Consider the following 15550-nt stretch of genomic DNA (forward strand, 5'->3'; position numbering starts at 1 on the left):
GTACTGGCGCAGTTACTCGTGGCCTGTGCAAAACTGGCGGGAAAGCGGGGAACATTCGCTTGCCCAGGTGGCGCTAAAGGGCACTATGTGCCCTTTAGCCGGACGGGTTGCTATCGGCCAATGAAGAAATCAGATTGGGTATCGCTTTGAATTTTCGGAAGGATGAATCGCTAGACGCGTTGGCGCAGGCCGGGAACGTGGCGCAATTCATCAGCTTTTTTCCCACGTCCGGTGGCGCGTTCTCTCAGAGTTACTCGCGCGTCTTCGGTTACGCCCTCAACCACCACTTCTCTGACGTCCAGGAGGGCCTTGCGGCGCTGCTGGCCGCGAGTGTGGATGCATCGATAAATCTGCGCAGCTATGCCCCGGACAGTCCACGGAGCAAAGAGTTTGTCTACGGCATCCGCGACGTGCGGGAAGCTCTCGCCGGGCTAACGCGGCTTATTTCGTCGGGCCTGTTCGTGATCGCCAATGAGACCATCGACATCAATGATGGCGGGGTTTCCGGCGTGGTCCAGGGCGGCATCATGGAGTTCGCTCCTGATGACACACCGAGGTGTGTCGAGAAGCCCGGGGTAGCTTCCCTGCCCTTGCCTTGGGCGCTTGACCTGCTCACGAAGGTCTATGGATTTCGACCTGAGCTTGAGATGCAGGGCCAGGGACGGCTTGAGTTCAGCATTCACCCTCGACCACGCGGCTGGAAAAACAGCCACACGCTATGCTGGGAGTGGGAGCCAGAAAATACGGCAACGGCGGCTGCCAACATGAACTGGCCTAACCGCTTCAGCCGACATATCGGCGACAAGGCGTTCGGGCTACTCATGGCCGAACTCGTAGGCGCAAATGTGCCAGCTACCAATGTCTTCGGGCGGCGCGTTGCGCCTTTCACCTTCGGAAAGCCAACGGGAAGTCATGAGGTCTGGACCCGCACCTGTCCGCATGAGCCAGAGCCAGGAAGGTACACAACCCTCAAGGGCTGGACTGACCCATTCAAGCTTATGTCCGCGGAAGATCCCAACCACACTTCTATCGCTTCCGTAATCTGTCAGGCCGCGGTGCCGGCGGTCTATTCAGGCGCCGCCATTGTCACGATCGATGGAACGCTGCTCGTGGAAGGCCGCTCGGGTGAGGGCGACGGTTTGATGCTGGGTCTCGATCACGCAGAAGAGCTGCCATCTGCGGTCGCCAAGCAGATCGACGTGGTTTACGGCATGTTGTCCCGCTCGCTTGGACCTGTACGGTTCGAGTGGGTCTACGACGGTCAGACGGTCTGGGTTGTACAACTTCATCGCGGTGCAACCCAGACATCACATGCCGTCCTCGTGCCGGGAGAAGCGGCCCACTGGCTCACCTTCGAAGCAGCCGAAGGGCTCGAGGCGCTGCGAACATTCCTGCATGACATGCCAGCCGATGCAGGGTTGAAGATTGAAGGCGAGATCGGACTTACCAGTCACTTGGCCGACCTCGTCCGAAAGGCCAAGCGACCAGCCAGGTTAGCAGTGCCAGCCTAAAGGCCCTCCTGCGGATGGCTGCCTGGCCTCCGCCACAGGTCCTCGATTTCATTGCCGTTGACGCGTTGCGCTGAAAGAAGGTGACTGACGGCGTCTGGGACACTGTAGGCGACGGTCAGCTCGACCAAGGCATTTTCCAGGGGTCTCGTTTGCCTTCGCTCGTCAAACGGATAGTCGGCAATCTTCATGAACGTGCCCTTCCCTCTCGGTTGGGGATTCATGATCGTGGACCCGCTGTTTATCGGGCTGAGGAGGATGTTGTCGCGGTGGGCGGCGACCAAGGACGCAGTGTCAAACGTCAGAATTGTGTGCGGCCGATCCCGGTATGCCTTGGCTGCCAGAAGCCTGTGCAGCCTCTTCTTGTGCAGCCAAAAGAAGGTCTTGCCATTGAGTATCTTGTACCACTGAAAGGGTGTCAGCCCGTCCTGAAGGCATTTCTGGAGCGCGCTGTCGCTCATCGGCTTATTGTCGCGAATGACGGCATTGGGCAGCCCATCCATTGCGATATCGACGCTTTCGGGGCGGAGCCTCTCCTCAACGGCAAGTCGCTGGTCGCCAGAAATCCCGTAGGCATCGAGGAGCGCTGTCGCGCTCATCAGCCCGTGATCCCGGATCGATGGGAACGAACCGTCCTCTGCCATGTGGTACAGCCGCGGATAAGTGCTGATCAATTCGTTTTCCTGCACCTGCAGTTCCTTAGTTCCACTGCCGCCGGTCAATGATGACGGCGTCCTTCCCGAAGTCCTTCGAAATCAGCGACACGCGGGCGTTGGTGACCTTCTCCACCCGCTCGATGAAGTCCCTTGTGGTCGCGTTGAGCTCCTCGAAGGTCTTCGCTTTGCGATTGTCGATTCCAAGATAGTCAGCGAAGGTCAGCGCGATATCCGTTACCCCGTTGATGCTGGCGGCGCGCCGCACCTGCTCCCAGTCAAACTCGGCGATGCGGCGTTCTTTTCCAGAAACAGTGCCAACTTCGATCTTGTGTAGCTCAGCCGCAGGAATATCGCTCCGCGCGGCGATGTCCTCGACGGTAATCTCGCGCATCATCGGCCCCGACGTGCCGCCGACGCGGATGGGATAGGTCCGCATGACCATGATCACCCGCCGGACCCTCGTTGGCGCGATGCCGGCATCGGCCAGGCAACCGGATGCCGTTGTATCGCGCGAGGTTACAAATGGGTACTCACCGTGATGCAGGCTGAGATCGGTTCCCTGGGTGCCCTCGAGGAGAACCGACTTGCCGGCAGCATAAGCCTTCTCGAGCTCGGCCTTGGTGTCACGGATGAACGGCTTGAACTCCGGGACGCCTTTAGCGAGACGGACCTTACTGCCCCAGTACTCGTTGCCGTCTCGCCCCAGGATCTTCCGCGCCGTAGCAATTCCGACGCCCTTTTTCGTCGAACCGATGATCTCGAGGGTGCCTGCTTCCCGTTCGATGTCGCTGTCCTCGATGATGATAGCCTGCGGATCGATCGACAGCCTGTCTTCGGTGAGCTTGAGGTCAGAGATCTCCCTGAGCACCTGCTTGACTGACAGGGTTGCGCCAGCTCCGATCAGGATCTTTGCGTCAGGATTGCTTTGCGTGCCCGAGGGCAGTTGGATGTAGTCGTACTTGGGATCGGCGACCTTATGCCCGGCATTAGGTCCACCTACCCGCATAAGGACATCGTAGTTCCTGGCGATAAAAGCGCAGATATTGCCCTTTCCCTCGCTTCCGTACTGAGCGCCGACCAGAACGTCGACACACCGGACAACCTCGCGGGGAAACAGGCCAAGTCCCGCAGTTGCCTGGGCCAGCAACGATTGGGGGCTCGAACGGTGGGTTTCCAAAACCACGTTGGCGATTTCCGCGAGCGTCTCGATCTTGCTTTCCGTCGCTCCGTGCTCGCGTGCCGCGTCGTAGCTGTTGAACTCCCGGATCTCCGCGTTGCGTGCCAGGTACCTCTCGCGCAACACACCAATCGGCGCAGTGAGGTGGACGTGAACGACTTTGTCGCCGAACTTGTCGCGGAAATGTTTAATTTGGTCCAGCGTCCGGACAGCATCCACCATCCAAATCCAATCCGCCGGAGCTCCGTTCGTTTCGGCCAAAAAATGATCGAGGACCCACTTTCCGTTGGTCTCAATGTCGAGCTTGTCGCCAAGCTTGATCAGTGCGTCGCGATCATCGGTGTCGCTGGCGCGTAGCAATAGCGCCCGTGTGGACACGCGTTTCGCGTCGAAACGTGACGTCAATTGCTCGGTAAACATCGACTTGCCGGCCGTAAGCGGGCCGGACACCAAGAAAATTGGATTCAGTGCAACCTCCCACCACTAGCAGTCCTGATCCTCTTCCGACTCACATCGGAACCCGAGGACTCAGACTCTCCACGTCGAAGAGATACGCATCGATCTCAAATCAATCCATAGCTCGCGCGAAGGTTTTTCGCTGAGAGACGCCAGATTGAGTTAGTTTTTGCTGTAAGTTCTATTGCAAGGCTTGATATCGGCGAAGAAACGCACTCTTGGCTTCGCGCGGCGAAAGGAATCGTACCTTTACTAGGGCGGGTGCGATCTGATCACGCTTAGCCCAGTCATCGGTGCCTGCCGGCATGATCTGAGCCTGCTCGGCGGCCAGCACACGCAGATCGGCTCGCTTGATTGCCGGACTTGGCTGAGTGCTAATGCCAAACCGCTCAGCGATCGCGCGCTGCATCTCAGTTTCAATCTGCCTGTAGTCCGGAAGAATCTGCTTGAGGGGACGCGTAATATCGCCAAGGAAAGCTTCCGCTGCATCGTGCAGCAAAGCGGCCAAGGGGTCCTCTTCCACGAGGTCGCTGACCAGCAGGCTGTGCTCGGCCACAGAGTAAAAATCGAGACACTGGCCCGCATAGCGGCACTGAAGCGCCAGGCCGTGTGCAATATCCTCGATGGTAAAGTTGCTGGTACGCGGCGAGAGAAGGTCCAGCCAGGCGCCGCTGTGCAACATGATCGAGGGCCCGACTTCGATCTTCACCGCTGTTACCTGCTGCCTGCTCCACGCCATGCCCACACCCTAAACTACCTATCTGCCACCACAGATCAATGAACTTGCAAATTTGCAAGTTCTACCCTATGCGAAAGGGATGAGGCTGACAAGTGAAGAAGCATCTAGAATCGCGAGGGACCTCAAAATTGCATTGGCCGATCGGCACATGGGTGCCGCAAATGCCGCTCGCCTAAGTGGAATCGAGCCCAGCCGTCTCAGCCGCATACTGGGCGGGCACTTCGCAACGCTAAATCCCAATGTAGTTCAAATTTGCACGTTCTTGGGTGTAGCGCTGCCGGGGGACCGGTACACCGAGGGTGCTACACGCATAATTGGCAGCGCTCTAAGGGTGTGGGACGGAAGTCCCGATGATGTCGAGGAAGTGGTGAAGCTGTTCAATCAGATTGCCGTCCTGCGCCGTCGTTAGTGCAGAGCAATGCAGCGCAAAAGATTGGGATTAGGTTGATCGCGGCAGCTCAACGAGCGCCCCAGAAAGACCCTGCTCTATCAGACGCCAGCGGAGAAGTTCGCTGACTGTGTTGCAGCGATCGGTTGAGCCCGCCGCCATGGTCGGTCACCGTCGCCGCAATCTGACGCCCGGATGGTTGCCGTTAGTGAATTCCACGCCCTCGACCTCAAGAACAGCACGGATCTTGTCCTGGGTTTCAGCGGACACGACGGCAGCGCGCTTACTGTCGCTCTCACAGCGTTTTATCGTTGGAATAGAGACGCCAGCCCGGCGGGCAAGCTCCGCTTGTGAGAGACCGATCAACGCTCGGGCCGCCCGCATCTGTGCTGTTGTCACCAATTTCTGTTGATCCCTTTAGATCATTGCGCTATGATCCAAAGGTATCAGTGGATACCCTTGGCCTGTGGTCGGGGGTGCGGCTAGACGCAGTGTTGACGCACCGTGCCTAGCCTGACCACATCCAAAGCTGTCTGGAGCTCGGATCATGGCTGATTCCGACAATACCACGACTTTGCCTCTCGTCACGTGCAGGAGGGTGCCTGCGCGAACGGGAATTGCAATGACTGGATCGCATCCAGGGACGATTGCCTCCATCGATTTAGGAAGAGACCAATCGGCCGACCCTGCAGTAGCAGCGTGGCGCGAATGGCGAGCTGCTCACGAAGAGACTGAACGGTTGAGCCGTGAGCAGCAGCGTTTGGAGCGGAAGCTGGTAGAAACAGTCGGCTTTCCTTGTGTGATGATCCAGCTGTCGGAAGGTAGGACCGTTACGCTGCACTCACTTGAGGCACTTCACGATGTGCTAAACGCCGGCTCTGTCGACTTGGCAGTTGGTGCGAAAGCTGAGGCCGATTTGGCGGCTCATCAGGCGCGCTGGGATGTTTCTGACCGGGCGATTGGCTATTCTGCCACGTTGCGCGCTGAAAGTGAGGCAGCCGATCGGGCAGAGACGTTGCTTGAAGAATTGTCGAAAACGCCGGCTATCTCCCTTGCCGGTGTGGCAGCGAAGCTTGATGCCATACTCAGGGAAGGACAGCCGTCGAAAGGCGATGCCGAGTTTCCCTGGCCACAAATCCGTTCTGTTCTGGAAGATATTGGTCGGATCAGCGGGCAGCCAGGGCCGAGCTGACCGCACGAGGCCGTTTCAAGCACTCGGCAGCTCCCTATCATTCGGATCTTTGGAGGGTGTCGCGAGGGAGCATACCGCGACCAATTTTCTATGAGGGAGTGATGCAATTGCGAAAGGCATTGGTGGAATCAACGCGCCCCCGCGTCATCCGGGCGTGGCCAAAGCCTGAAACCGAGCATAGCCCGCATCCCGCAGATCGGCACGTCGGCAAGCAGATCGCGATCGTTCGCGTCCAGTCGGACGTATCGCAAGCTCAGCTTGCGCGATCCATAGGCATCAGCTTCCAGCAGCTCCAGAAATACGAGAACGCCAGGAACCGCGTGAGTGCTTCCATGCTCTACGAGATCGGCAGGTCGCTGGACGTTCGCGTCAGTCGCTTCTTTGAAGGCCTGCCTGGTAATGAGACCAGCCGTGAAGCTCCGCCTCTGCCTGTCGACGAGCGCCTCGACTTCATCGCGAGCGCGGAAGGCCGGCGCCTGATCGCGGGGCTGATGCATCTTCCCTCACGGGTGCGTGGTCGCGTAGCAGCTATAATCGCCGCATTGGGAGAGGAATTGGCGGGGCTCGACGCGAATAGGTGTGCCGAGGCGAGAGACGAACACCTGCCGGCTGACCGCAAGATCGGCTGATAGATGGTTGCGGCTGTCGAGTAGCAACCGCGAGTGTCGTCAGTAGTGGTCAAAGCCGGGAGGTTCCCATGCCCCAGCTTCGCACCGGCCATCTGCCCTCTGCGTCCTTTTCCTCTAGCGCGAAGTAAAATTCCCTGAATCGATGCGCCTCAATGTGTGGCAGCATGTCCGAAAGTTGCGCCCTGGTGACGTGTAGGGAGAGGCTCAGCGACGCCAACTGATCGGCTTCAAAAAGAACGCCGGCGTCGGGATGCTCAGTCTTCATGGGCGTGGGAGCCATGATCATGACGATTCCGGGCCATCTGAAAGCTGCATTCGGCATGATGAGCGAGGCAGGCAGTATGGCATACGTGAACTCGACTGATTGGCGGGGCGGGCCTGGCTGCACGACCTGGCCAAAGTTGATGTCAGCTGAACCGACGATCTCACCGCGCCATTCGCCTGTAACAATCGGCGGCAGTTGAAGACGGGTTGCCTTCTTTCGGACTGTCATTCCCTAGGTTTTGCGTCAGGAAGCCGGCAACATCAACACCCGCTGCCTCAAGCCTACACCCAGCAGCCGCGACGACCGCCAGGCCGGTTCGTGCGAATCTGATTAGGTCGCGTGTTGACCAGGTGTTGACCAAGATGAAAACAGAGAGGGCCACCGTTTGGTGGCCCTGATCTAAACGCTTAATTTCCTTGAGGAAACTGGAGCGGGTGAAGCGATTCGAACGCTCGACCCCAACCTTGGCAAGGTTGTGCTCTACCCCTGAGCTACACCCGCTCGCGCGGCCTTGGGCCGCAAGCCGCGCCTATATGGCCGAAGAGCGCGCCGATTGCAACAGGGAAATGACGGTCTTTTTGGAGCTAGCTCTTCATACACTGAAGGTTCGTTTCGAACCGGCGGATTCCGCTGGCCCACCGGGGCGATCTTGCCCCGAGGGCATGGTTGGCCGTAAACGGCATAACCCTTCCCGATGATGCGAGGACCGATGCCGAAGACCGAAGCCGAGCTTTACGCCTTTCTTGCCGATCTCGGCATCTCCGTCTCGACGATGCGCCATCCGCCCTTGTTCACGGTCGCCGATTCGCAGGCGCTGCGCGGCGAGATTCCGGGCGGCCACACCAAGAACCTCTTCCTCAAGGACAAGAAGGACAATTTCTTTCTCGTCACCGTCGGCGAGGAGGCGGAGGTCGATCTCAAGCAGATCCATCACCTGATCGGTGCTTCCGGCCGCGTCTCGTTCGGCAGGCCGGAGATGCTGATGGAGCTGCTCGGCGTCATTCCCGGCGCGGTCACCGTCTTCGGCCTGATCAACGACACGGCCGGCCGGGTCAAGGTGGTTCTCGACCAGGAGTTGATGAGCCACGAGGTCATCAACGGCCATCCGTTGACCAATGAGGCGACGACGACCATTGCCGCCGCCGATCTCGTCAGATTCGTCGAGGCAACCGGCCACGATGCTGTTATCTTGAAAGTCTCGGCTTGATCGCCACATGGATGGCGAAAACCGAACTCCGACAATGACGCGCCGCGCCTTCATGCCGGCAGCAGTGCGACCGAAAGGGCGATGACATGAGTGACAACAACCCGTTCAGCGGCTCATTTGGCGGCAATGCCGGCCAGTACGCCCAATCCGTCCAGTATGGCGGGGCCGACCGCGCCAAGGTCTCGCTCGGCGAGGCACCGGCCGCCGCCGAGCTGATCAAGGACACCACGACCGCGACATTCGCGGCCGACGTCATCCAGGAATCGCGCCGCCAGCCGGTGCTGGTCGACTTCTGGGCGCCCTGGTGCGGCCCCTGCAAGCAGCTGACGCCGCAGCTCGAGAAGGCGGTCACGGCCGCCGGCGGCAAGGTCAAGCTGGTTAAGATGAACATCGACGACCATCCCTCGATCGCCGGCCAGCTCGGCATCCAGTCCATTCCCGCGGTCATCGCCTTCAAGGATGGTCAGCCGGTCGACGGCTTCATGGGCGCCATTCCCGAAAGCCAGATCACGCAATTCATCCAGAAGGTCGGCGGCAAGGGCGGCGGCGGCGCGCCGCAGATCACCGAAGCGCTGGCCGCGGCCGCCGAGGCGCGCGAGGCGGGCGACGTCCAGACCGCGGCCGACATCTATGACGCGATCCTCGAGCAGTCGCCCGAAACCATCGAGGCGATCGCCGGGCTTGGCGAGATCCTGTTCGAGGCCGGCGACAGCCAAGGCGCCGAGGCGGCGCTTGCGAAAGCGCCCGAGGACAAGAAGGACGCGCCGGCGCTCGCGGCGCTGCGCGCCAAGATGACACTCGCGGCGGAAGCGGCCGCGCTCGGCAATCCGGCCGAGTTCGAGCGCCGGCTCGCCGCCAATCCGAACGATCATCAGGCGCGGTTCGACCTGGCGATGGTGCAGAATGCGCGCGGCGAGCGGATGCAGGCCGCCGACAATTTGCTGGCCATCGTCAAGGCCGATCGGACGTGGAACGACGACGGCGCCCGGGCGCAGCTGCTGAAGTTCTTCGAGGCGTGGGGGATGACCGACGAGGCGACGCTCGCGGCGCGGCGCAAGCTGTCGTCGCTGTTGTTCTCCTGAGCGTCTTGCCGGCTTTGTTGCCGGCCCCTTTTGCCGGATAAGGGGCTTGCGCAAGGCGGCAACTGCGCCAGATAGGGGCAGTGGCTTGCTCTGCCGGCGAACGGATTGGACAAGCCGGGCTGCGTCAGAGGAGATCGCAGGTTTGACACGCTGGCCGGCGACGCCGCTTCGGAGGGTTGAAGTGCAGGCGGAGGGTTGAAGTGCAGGTCGGAAACGCCCGCTACCGGCTAGCGAAGGATCTGCCGTCGACGATCCCGGTGTTTCCGCTCGCCGGAGCGCTGCTCTTGCCGGGCGGCCGCATGCCGCTCAATATTTTCGAGCCGCGTTACCTGCAGATGATCGACCAGGCGATGGCCGGGTCCCGGCTGATCGGCATGATCCAGCCCAGCCTCGACGGCGCGCTGCGTGACGATGGCGAGCCGGAGCTTTGCAGCGTCGGCTGCGCCGGGCGCATCATCTCGCTTGCCGAGACCGGCGACGGGCGCTACCTGATCTCGCTGCAAGGCGTCTGCCGCTTCCGCGTCACGCAGGAGCTGACGGTCAAGACGCCGTTCCGGCAATGCCGGATCGCGCCCTTCCTTGCCGATCTCGAGGAGGACCAGGCCGCCGCCGAGGTCGACCGGCCGGCGCTGCTCAAGGCGTTTCGCGCCTATCTGCAGGCCAATGACCTCGAGGCCGACTGGGAAAGCGTCAGCCGCGCCGAGAACGCCATGCTGGTCAATGCGCTGTCGATGATGGCGCCCTATGGGCCGGCCGAGAAGCAGGCGTTGCTCGAAGCGGCGGATTTGAAGACGCGCGCCGAGACGCTGATCGCCATCACCGAAATAACGCTGGCGCGCGAGGACGAGGATTTTGGCTCCAGTATACAGTAAGCTGCGCCTGAGGCTGCAGGAGGACAACCGGTGACGGATGGACGTGATGCGCGGAAAGCCACGGTCGACCCAAAGCTGCTGGAACTGCTCGCCTGCCCGCTGACCAAAGGGCCGCTGACCTGGGACGCGGAGCGCAGCGAGCTTGTCTCGCGCGTGGCCAAGCTCGCCTATCCGGTACGCGACGGCATCCCGATCATGCTGCCTTCGGAAGCGCGCACGATCTCGGCCGAAGATGTGCTCACGCCACCGCCACGGCTGAGCGGGCCGTCTTGAACCGACCTCGCTACTGAAAGTTCCTGCCCTTCGGCATGACCTGCTGCGCGCTGCTCGACAGTGTGGCGATGTCCTGCCGGACAGGAAGTCCACGGCTTGCGTGGCGTTCCGACTCATCCGGCCGGGTGTCGCCGACAGACTGATGCTCGATGGCGGGCGGCCGCAAAAGCACGCTCAGCCAGGACGTCAGGTCCTCGATTCTGTCGGCGACGATATGGATGACATCCGATTCCTGCTGCAGCTTGCCGGTGACGCGGATGAAGCGCGCGCCCATCACGACAGAGCGGAAGCGGTCGAAGACGCGCGGCCAGATGATGACATTGGCGATCGCCTTTTCATCCTCCAGCGTGAGGAAGATCGCATTGCCCTTGCCCGGGCGCTGGCGCACCAGCACCAGACCGGCGACGGAGACCAGTCTGCCGTCGCGCACCGACGGCAGGCTGGCATTGGGCGTGATGCCGGCGCGGGTGAGCCGCTCGCGCAGGAAGGCGACCGGGTGTTCCTTCAGCGACAGGCCGAGCGAGCGGTAGTCGTGGACGACATGCTCGCCGAGCGGCATTTTCGGCAGCTTCGTCTCGGGCTCCAGCTCGCGCAGGCTGAGCGACGGCTGGTCGAACAGCGGCAGTTTTTCGGCGGCACTCCTGCCGTCGAGCGCGCGCACTTCCCAGAGCGCCGCGCGGCGGTCGAGGCCGAGCGAGCGAAAGGCGTCGGCCTCGGCGAGCCTTTCAATCTCGCCGACATCGAGGCCGGAGCGCAGCCAGAGGTCCCTGACCGATCGGTAGCCAGCGCCGCGACGGACGACGGCGGCATCCATGCGCTCCTCGGATAACCCCTTGATCTGGCGGAAACCGAGCCGCACGGCATGAGCCGTCTCGATGACGCCGCGCATCGAGGCATGACGTTCGAGGACACGCGAGGGATCGAAGGCGGATTCTTCCAATGCGCAATCCCAGACGGAATGGTTGATGTCGACCTCGCGCACCTCGACGCCATGGTCGCGCGCGTCGCGGACGAGCTGGGCCGGCTGGTAGAACCCCATCGGCTGCGCGTTCAGGATCGCGGCGCAGAAAACGTCGGGATAGAAGGTCTTGAACCAGCAGGAGGCATAGACCAGCAGCGCGAAGGACGCGGCATGGCTTTCGGGAAAGCCATATTCGCCAAAACCTTCGATCTGCTTGAAGCAGCGCTCGGCGAACTCCTTCTCGTAACCCCTGCCGACCATGCCGTCGATCATCCGCTGGCGGTAATTGCCGATCGTGCCGGTGCGCTTGAAGGTCGCCATGGCGCGCCGCAGCTCGTCGGCCTCGCCCGGCCTGAAGCCGCCGGCGACGATGGCGATCTTCATCGCCTGTTCCTGGAACAGCGGCACGCCAAGCGTCTTGCCGAGAATCTCTTCCAGCTCGGGCTTGGGATATTCGGCCTTTTCCTTGCCCTGCCGGCGGCGCAGATAGGGGTGCACCATGTCGCCCTGGATCGGGCCGGGCCGCACGATCGCCACCTCGATGACGAGATCATAGAATTCGCGGGGCTTAAGCCGCGGCAGCATCGACATCTGGGCGCGGGATTCGATCTGGAAGACGCCGAGCGTGTCGGCCCGCTCGATCATGGCGTAGACGCGCCTGTCCTCTTCCGGAAGGGTGGCGAGCACGTAGGGTTGTCCATACCTGTCCCGCGCCTGCGGATAATGATCCGTGAGCAGGGTCAGGGCGCGCTTCAGGCAGGTCAGCATGCCGAGCGCCAGCACGTCCACTTTAAGGATCTTCACCGCGTCGAGATCGTCCTTGTCCCACTCGACCATCTTGCGCTCCTCCATCGCCGTCTTGACGATGGGCACGACCTCGTCGAGCCGGTCCCTGGTGATGACGAAGCCGCCGACATGCTGGGAAAGGTGGCGGGGAAAGCCCATGATCTCGTTGGCGCGCTCCAGCACCTGCCGTGACAGCGGGTCGGTGCGATCAAGGCCGCCGGCATTGGCTTCCCTTTCGCCGAGCTCGGAGGCCGACCAGCCCCAGATGGTGCTCGACAGGGCGCTCCTGACGTCCTCCGAAAGGCCCATGGCCTTCGCCACCTCGCGCAGGGCGGAGCGGCCGCGATAGCTGATGACGGCGGCGGCTAAAGCGGTGCGCTTGGCGCTGTATTTCTCGTAGATATAGGCGATGACTTCGTCACGTCGCTCATGCTCGAAATCGACGTCGATATCGGGCGGTTCATTGCGCTCCTCGGAGATGAAGCGCTCGAACAGCGCATCGATCCGGTCGGGTCCGACCTCGGTGATGCCGATGCAGAAACAGATGACGGAATTGGCGGCGGAGCCGCGGCCCTGGCAAAGGATGTTCTGGCTGCGGGCGAATTTGACGATGTCGTGGACGGTGAGGAAATAGCGCGCGTAGTTCAGGCGCTCGATGAGCGCGAGCTCTTCCTCGATGCGCCGCGTGACGTGGACGGGAACGCCGGCCGGATAGCGTCTTACAGCCCCTTCCCGCGCCAGGCGTTCGAGCTCGGCCTGCGGCCCGAGGCCGGATTCGGTCGGCTCGTCCGGATAATTGTATTCGAGGTCGCTGAGCGAGAAGGTCAACTCATCAGCGAAGCGCAGCGTTTCCGCCAGCGCTTCAGGGTGGCGGCGGAAAAGGCGCGCCATTTCCAGCGGCGGCTTCAGGTGGCGCTCGGCATTGGCCGTGAGCTCCAGCCCGACCTCGGAAACCGGCGTGTTGAGGCGGATCGCGGTGAGCACGTCCTGCAGCGGACGGCGATCGGCGGCATGATAGAGCACGTCGTTGGTCGCCATCAGCGGGACGCCGGCATGTTCGGCCATCGCCGCCGCCTGCTCGATACGGAAGCGGTCGTTGCCGCCGTAGTCCGGCGCCACGGCCAGCCGGAGCGCCGAGCCGAAGCGATCATTAAGCCGGCTAATGAGCGCCAGATTGTCTTCCGCGTCTCCCGACAGGTTGGGCAGCATCGCCAGCGACATCAGATCGCCCCATTCGAGAAGGTCGCCGAGCTCGAGCAGCGTCGCGCCCTTCTCGTTCTCGTCGCGCAGGTTGGCTTGCGTCAGCATGCGGCAGAGGTGTCCCCAGCCCTTGCGGTCGCGGGGATAGGCGAGGATGTCCGGCGTGCCGTCGCGGAAAACCAGGCGGCAGCCGGGATGATAGGCGAGCTTCTCGACCTTGGCCTGCTGCCAGGCGCGCACGACGCCGGCGACCGTGTTCCTGTCGGCAAGGCCGATCGAGGAAAAACCGTAGAATTTCGCCGTCACCACCAGTTCCTCCGGTTTGGAGGCGCCGCGCAGGAAGGAAAAGTTCGACTGGATGCCGAGCTCGGCATAGGGGATGACGGTCAGCGCGTTCATGCGAAGACCCCGTGCATGAACCAGCGCGGCGCGGCTTGCGAGGCGCTGCTATAGAGGCCCTGGCGGTAGAGCCAGTAGCGGCGCCCCTCGCTGTCCTCGATGCGGTAATAGTCGCGGGTCGGCGCCTCCTCCTCGCCGGGCAGCTGCCGCCACCATTCCGCGGCGATGCGCTCCGGCCCTTCGGCGCGGGCGACGCGGTAAAGCGCGCGCCGCCAGCGGAAATTCATCGGCGGGCCCTCGGGGATCTCCGTCGCCGGAACCTCGATCGGCTCGGGCGAGCGGAACAGCCGCACCGGCCGCTCCGGCGGATAGATGGTCATCGGCGGGGCTGCCCGGTCGGACTGTTTCGGCGGCATGCGCCTTTGCGGCGCTTCCGCGAAGGGAACCGTGGTGACGGCGCGCTCCGGCAGGTGGCTTTCGACGACGACCGGCTTCAGCACGGCGGCCTCGCCGAGGCGGGCGCGGATGCGGTCGGCGAATAAAGCGATGTCGGCATCATCGTCGGCGATCTTGCCGGCAAGGACGCCCTGCAGCATGTCGAAGGCGGCGACCGAAAGCACGGATAGCCGCACGAGGTCGAAGCCGAAGCCGGCATCGATGTTTTGTTCAAGGGCTGCGAGCCGTTCGTGGAACAGTTTTCGGATCAGCTGCGGCTCGCGCATCGGGCGCGAGGTGCCGACCGCGATGCGGCTGACGGCGCCGTCGACGCGGAAGAGGAGAAGGGCGAGCGCCCTGGCACCCTCGCCGCGGCGTTCGAGATCGGCCTTTAGAGCGATGGCAAGCCGGCTCACCAGCCGCTCGATGTCGTCGGTGAGCACGATCGGTTCGGCAAGATGGCGCTCGACCGAGAGCGGCGCCACGGGAAGGCGCGGCGACACGGCCTCGTCGAGACGGCCGAGCGCCTGATCGAGGCGCAAAAGCAAGGTGGCGCCGAAGCGGCGGGCGAGCGGGGCGCGGGGCGCTGCCATCATCGCGCCCGCCGTGCGCAGGCCGACGCTTTCCAGGTTGGCGCGGGTCTCCGGCGCGATGCGCAGCGCCGAAAGCGGCAGGGGCGAAAGCAGCGCCTCCTCCTCCCCGCAGGCCACGATGCGGTCGCCGTGGAAGCGCGCCGCCGCCCAGGCGGCTCCGGGCGTCGAGGCGAGGCCGGCGCGGACATCGAAGCCCTGCTCGAAGAAACGGGTGAGGATCTCGTCCTGCATGGCGCGCTCGCCGCCGAACAGATGCGTGCAGCCGGTGACGTCGAGGAACAGCCCGTCCTCGCCGTCGATCGCCACCAGCGGCGTGTAACGGTCGCACCAGTCGGCAAGGCCTTCGAGCAGGCGGCGGTCGGCCTCCGTGTCGGCCTCCACCACATCGATCGAAGGATGCATGGCGCGCGCATCGGCAATGCCCATGCCGCGCTTCAATTTGAGCGCCTCAGCCCGCTCGTCGAGGGCTGCGATGCGCTGGGCGTTGCTGTCGCGATGGCTGATCACCAGAGGCAGGTGATGCGAGGGCCGGGAACGCCAGGACCGTCCCAGACGCTGGCGCAGGATCCGTTCCGCGCAAAGGTACGGGAACCACAGCGACAGAATTCTCTGTTCTTTCGGCAAAAGCGTGCTCATCGGGGTTCCACTCCAGTGTGAATTGTCCGGGCAGTGCCGTGCGGCTCTTGCCGATATCGACGGTGAAGGCGGGGCGGCCGATCGAGCCGGCGAGCGGGCCGGCGACCGTCTCGCGGCTCGCCGCCGGCGCTGCCGAGACGATGAGGCGCACGGGCG

At 62.7% G+C, this 15550-nt stretch carries 14 protein-coding genes, 1 tRNA gene and 1 pseudogene; 7 read left to right on the forward strand and 9 right to left on the reverse strand.

Annotated elements, in window-relative coordinates; translation table 11 throughout:
• Positions 1–107: 107 nt before the first annotated feature.
• Positions 108–1511: a hypothetical protein gene (locus AU465_RS28055; protein ID WP_246506483.1), complete on the forward strand. Its 1404-nt coding sequence runs from the start codon at positions 108–110 to the stop codon at positions 1509–1511.
• On the opposite strand, the gene AU465_RS28060 is transcribed toward AU465_RS28055, so the two are convergent.
• The 4 genes from AU465_RS28060 to AU465_RS28075 form a co-directional block, all read right to left on the reverse strand.
• Positions 1508–2230, reverse strand: coding sequence for a DUF7002 family protein (locus AU465_RS28060; protein WP_246506486.1), 723 nt, complete (start codon positions 2228–2230; stop codon positions 1508–1510). The genes AU465_RS28055 and AU465_RS28060 overlap by 4 nt on opposite strands.
• On the reverse strand, positions 2208–3761 hold the full coding sequence (locus AU465_RS28065; protein WP_246506488.1) for an adenylosuccinate synthetase: 1554 nt from the start codon (positions 3759–3761) through the stop codon (positions 2208–2210). Before AU465_RS28065 ends, AU465_RS28060 begins: the two co-directional genes overlap by 23 nt.
• Positions 3762–3978: 217 nt before the next feature.
• The gene (locus AU465_RS28070; RefSeq protein WP_312891325.1) at positions 3979–4506 is read right to left on the reverse strand and encodes an HD domain-containing protein; all 528 of its coding nucleotides are present in this window, start codon (positions 4504–4506) and stop codon (positions 3979–3981) included.
• A gap of 586 nt (positions 4507–5092) precedes the next feature.
• Positions 5093–5308, reverse strand: a complete 216-nt coding sequence (locus tag AU465_RS28075) for a helix-turn-helix domain-containing protein (RefSeq protein WP_192255427.1) — start codon at positions 5306–5308, stop codon at positions 5093–5095.
• Between the two features lie 163 nt (positions 5309–5471).
• Here AU465_RS28075 and AU465_RS28080 point away from each other — a divergent pair, with 163 nt between their 5' ends.
• Positions 5472–6116 carry a hypothetical protein gene (locus tag AU465_RS28080; RefSeq protein ID WP_192255391.1) on the forward strand — a complete coding sequence of 215 codons (645 nt, stop codon included), beginning with the start codon at positions 5472–5474 and terminating at the stop codon, positions 6114–6116.
• A 101-nt stretch (positions 6117–6217) separates the two neighbouring features.
• The gene (locus AU465_RS28085) at positions 6218–6745 is read left to right on the forward strand and encodes a helix-turn-helix domain-containing protein (protein ID WP_192255393.1); all 528 of its coding nucleotides are present in this window, start codon (positions 6218–6220) and stop codon (positions 6743–6745) included.
• A 49-nt stretch (positions 6746–6794) separates the two neighbouring features.
• Here AU465_RS28085 and AU465_RS28090 read toward each other — a convergent pair whose 3' ends face one another.
• Positions 6795–7238: a hypothetical protein gene (locus AU465_RS28090; protein ID WP_192255394.1), complete on the reverse strand. Its 444-nt coding sequence runs from the start codon at positions 7236–7238 to the stop codon at positions 6795–6797.
• Between the two features lie 198 nt (positions 7239–7436).
• Positions 7437–7511, reverse strand: a tRNA-Gly gene (locus tag AU465_RS28095).
• Between the two features lie 208 nt (positions 7512–7719).
• Here AU465_RS28095 and AU465_RS28100 point away from each other — a divergent pair.
• From AU465_RS28100 to AU465_RS28115, 4 genes are all read left to right on the forward strand, one after another.
• Positions 7720–8217: a prolyl-tRNA synthetase associated domain-containing protein gene (locus AU465_RS28100; RefSeq protein ID WP_192255396.1), complete on the forward strand. Its 498-nt coding sequence runs from the start codon at positions 7720–7722 to the stop codon at positions 8215–8217.
• 86 nt (positions 8218–8303) lie between these two features.
• Positions 8304–9299, forward strand: coding sequence for a thioredoxin (trxA, locus tag AU465_RS28105; protein WP_192255398.1), 996 nt, complete (start codon positions 8304–8306; stop codon positions 9297–9299).
• Positions 9300–9499: 200 nt separating this feature from the next.
• Entirely contained in the window at positions 9500–10171 is a 672-nt protein-coding gene (locus AU465_RS28110) for an LON peptidase substrate-binding domain-containing protein (protein WP_192255406.1), read from the forward strand.
• Between the two features lie 30 nt (positions 10172–10201).
• Positions 10202–10444: a Trm112 family protein gene (locus tag AU465_RS28115; protein WP_192255408.1), complete on the forward strand. Its 243-nt coding sequence runs from the start codon at positions 10202–10204 to the stop codon at positions 10442–10444.
• Positions 10445–10454: 10 nt separating this feature from the next.
• On the opposite strand, the gene AU465_RS28120 is transcribed toward AU465_RS28115, so the two are convergent.
• From AU465_RS28120 to AU465_RS36790, 3 genes and pseudogenes are all read right to left on the reverse strand, one after another.
• Entirely contained in the window at positions 10455–13790 is a 3336-nt protein-coding gene (locus tag AU465_RS28120) for an error-prone DNA polymerase (RefSeq protein ID WP_192255410.1), read from the reverse strand.
• Positions 13787–15265 carry a DUF6504 family protein gene (locus tag AU465_RS28125; RefSeq protein WP_312891326.1) on the reverse strand — a complete coding sequence of 493 codons (1479 nt, stop codon included), beginning with the start codon at positions 15263–15265 and terminating at the stop codon, positions 13787–13789. Before AU465_RS28125 ends, AU465_RS28120 begins: the two co-directional genes overlap by 4 nt.
• Positions 15207–15550: pseudogene (locus AU465_RS36790) on the reverse strand (ImuA family protein); the annotation flags it as partial. The gene AU465_RS28125 and the pseudogene AU465_RS36790, both read right to left, overlap by 59 nt.

The organism is Mesorhizobium silamurunense (assembly GCF_014843905.1).
Classification (GTDB): Bacteria; Pseudomonadota; Alphaproteobacteria; order Rhizobiales; family Rhizobiaceae; genus Mesorhizobium; species Mesorhizobium silamurunense.

Excerpts from the sequence above, each read along its gene's own strand:
- AU465_RS28065 (WP_246506488.1), bottom strand. The coding sequence starts at position 3,761 with ATGTTTACCGAGCAATTGACGTCACGTTTCGACGCGAAACGCGTGTCC.
- AU465_RS28075 (WP_192255427.1), bottom strand. The coding sequence starts at position 5,308 with ATGCGGGCGGCCCGAGCGTTGATCGGTCTCTCACAAGCGGAGCTTGCC.
- AU465_RS28080 (WP_192255391.1), top strand. The coding sequence starts at position 5,472 with ATGGCTGATTCCGACAATACCACGACTTTGCCTCTCGTCACGTGCAGG.
- AU465_RS28085 (WP_192255393.1), top strand. The coding sequence starts at position 6,218 with ATGCAATTGCGAAAGGCATTGGTGGAATCAACGCGCCCCCGCGTCATC.
- AU465_RS28090 (WP_192255394.1), bottom strand. The coding sequence starts at position 7,238 with ATGACAGTCCGAAAGAAGGCAACCCGTCTTCAACTGCCGCCGATTGTT.
- AU465_RS28100 (WP_192255396.1), top strand. The coding sequence starts at position 7,720 with ATGCCGAAGACCGAAGCCGAGCTTTACGCCTTTCTTGCCGATCTCGGC.
- trxA (WP_192255398.1), top strand. The coding sequence starts at position 8,304 with ATGAGTGACAACAACCCGTTCAGCGGCTCATTTGGCGGCAATGCCGGC.
- AU465_RS28120 (WP_192255410.1), bottom strand. The coding sequence starts at position 13,790 with ATGAACGCGCTGACCGTCATCCCCTATGCCGAGCTCGGCATCCAGTCG.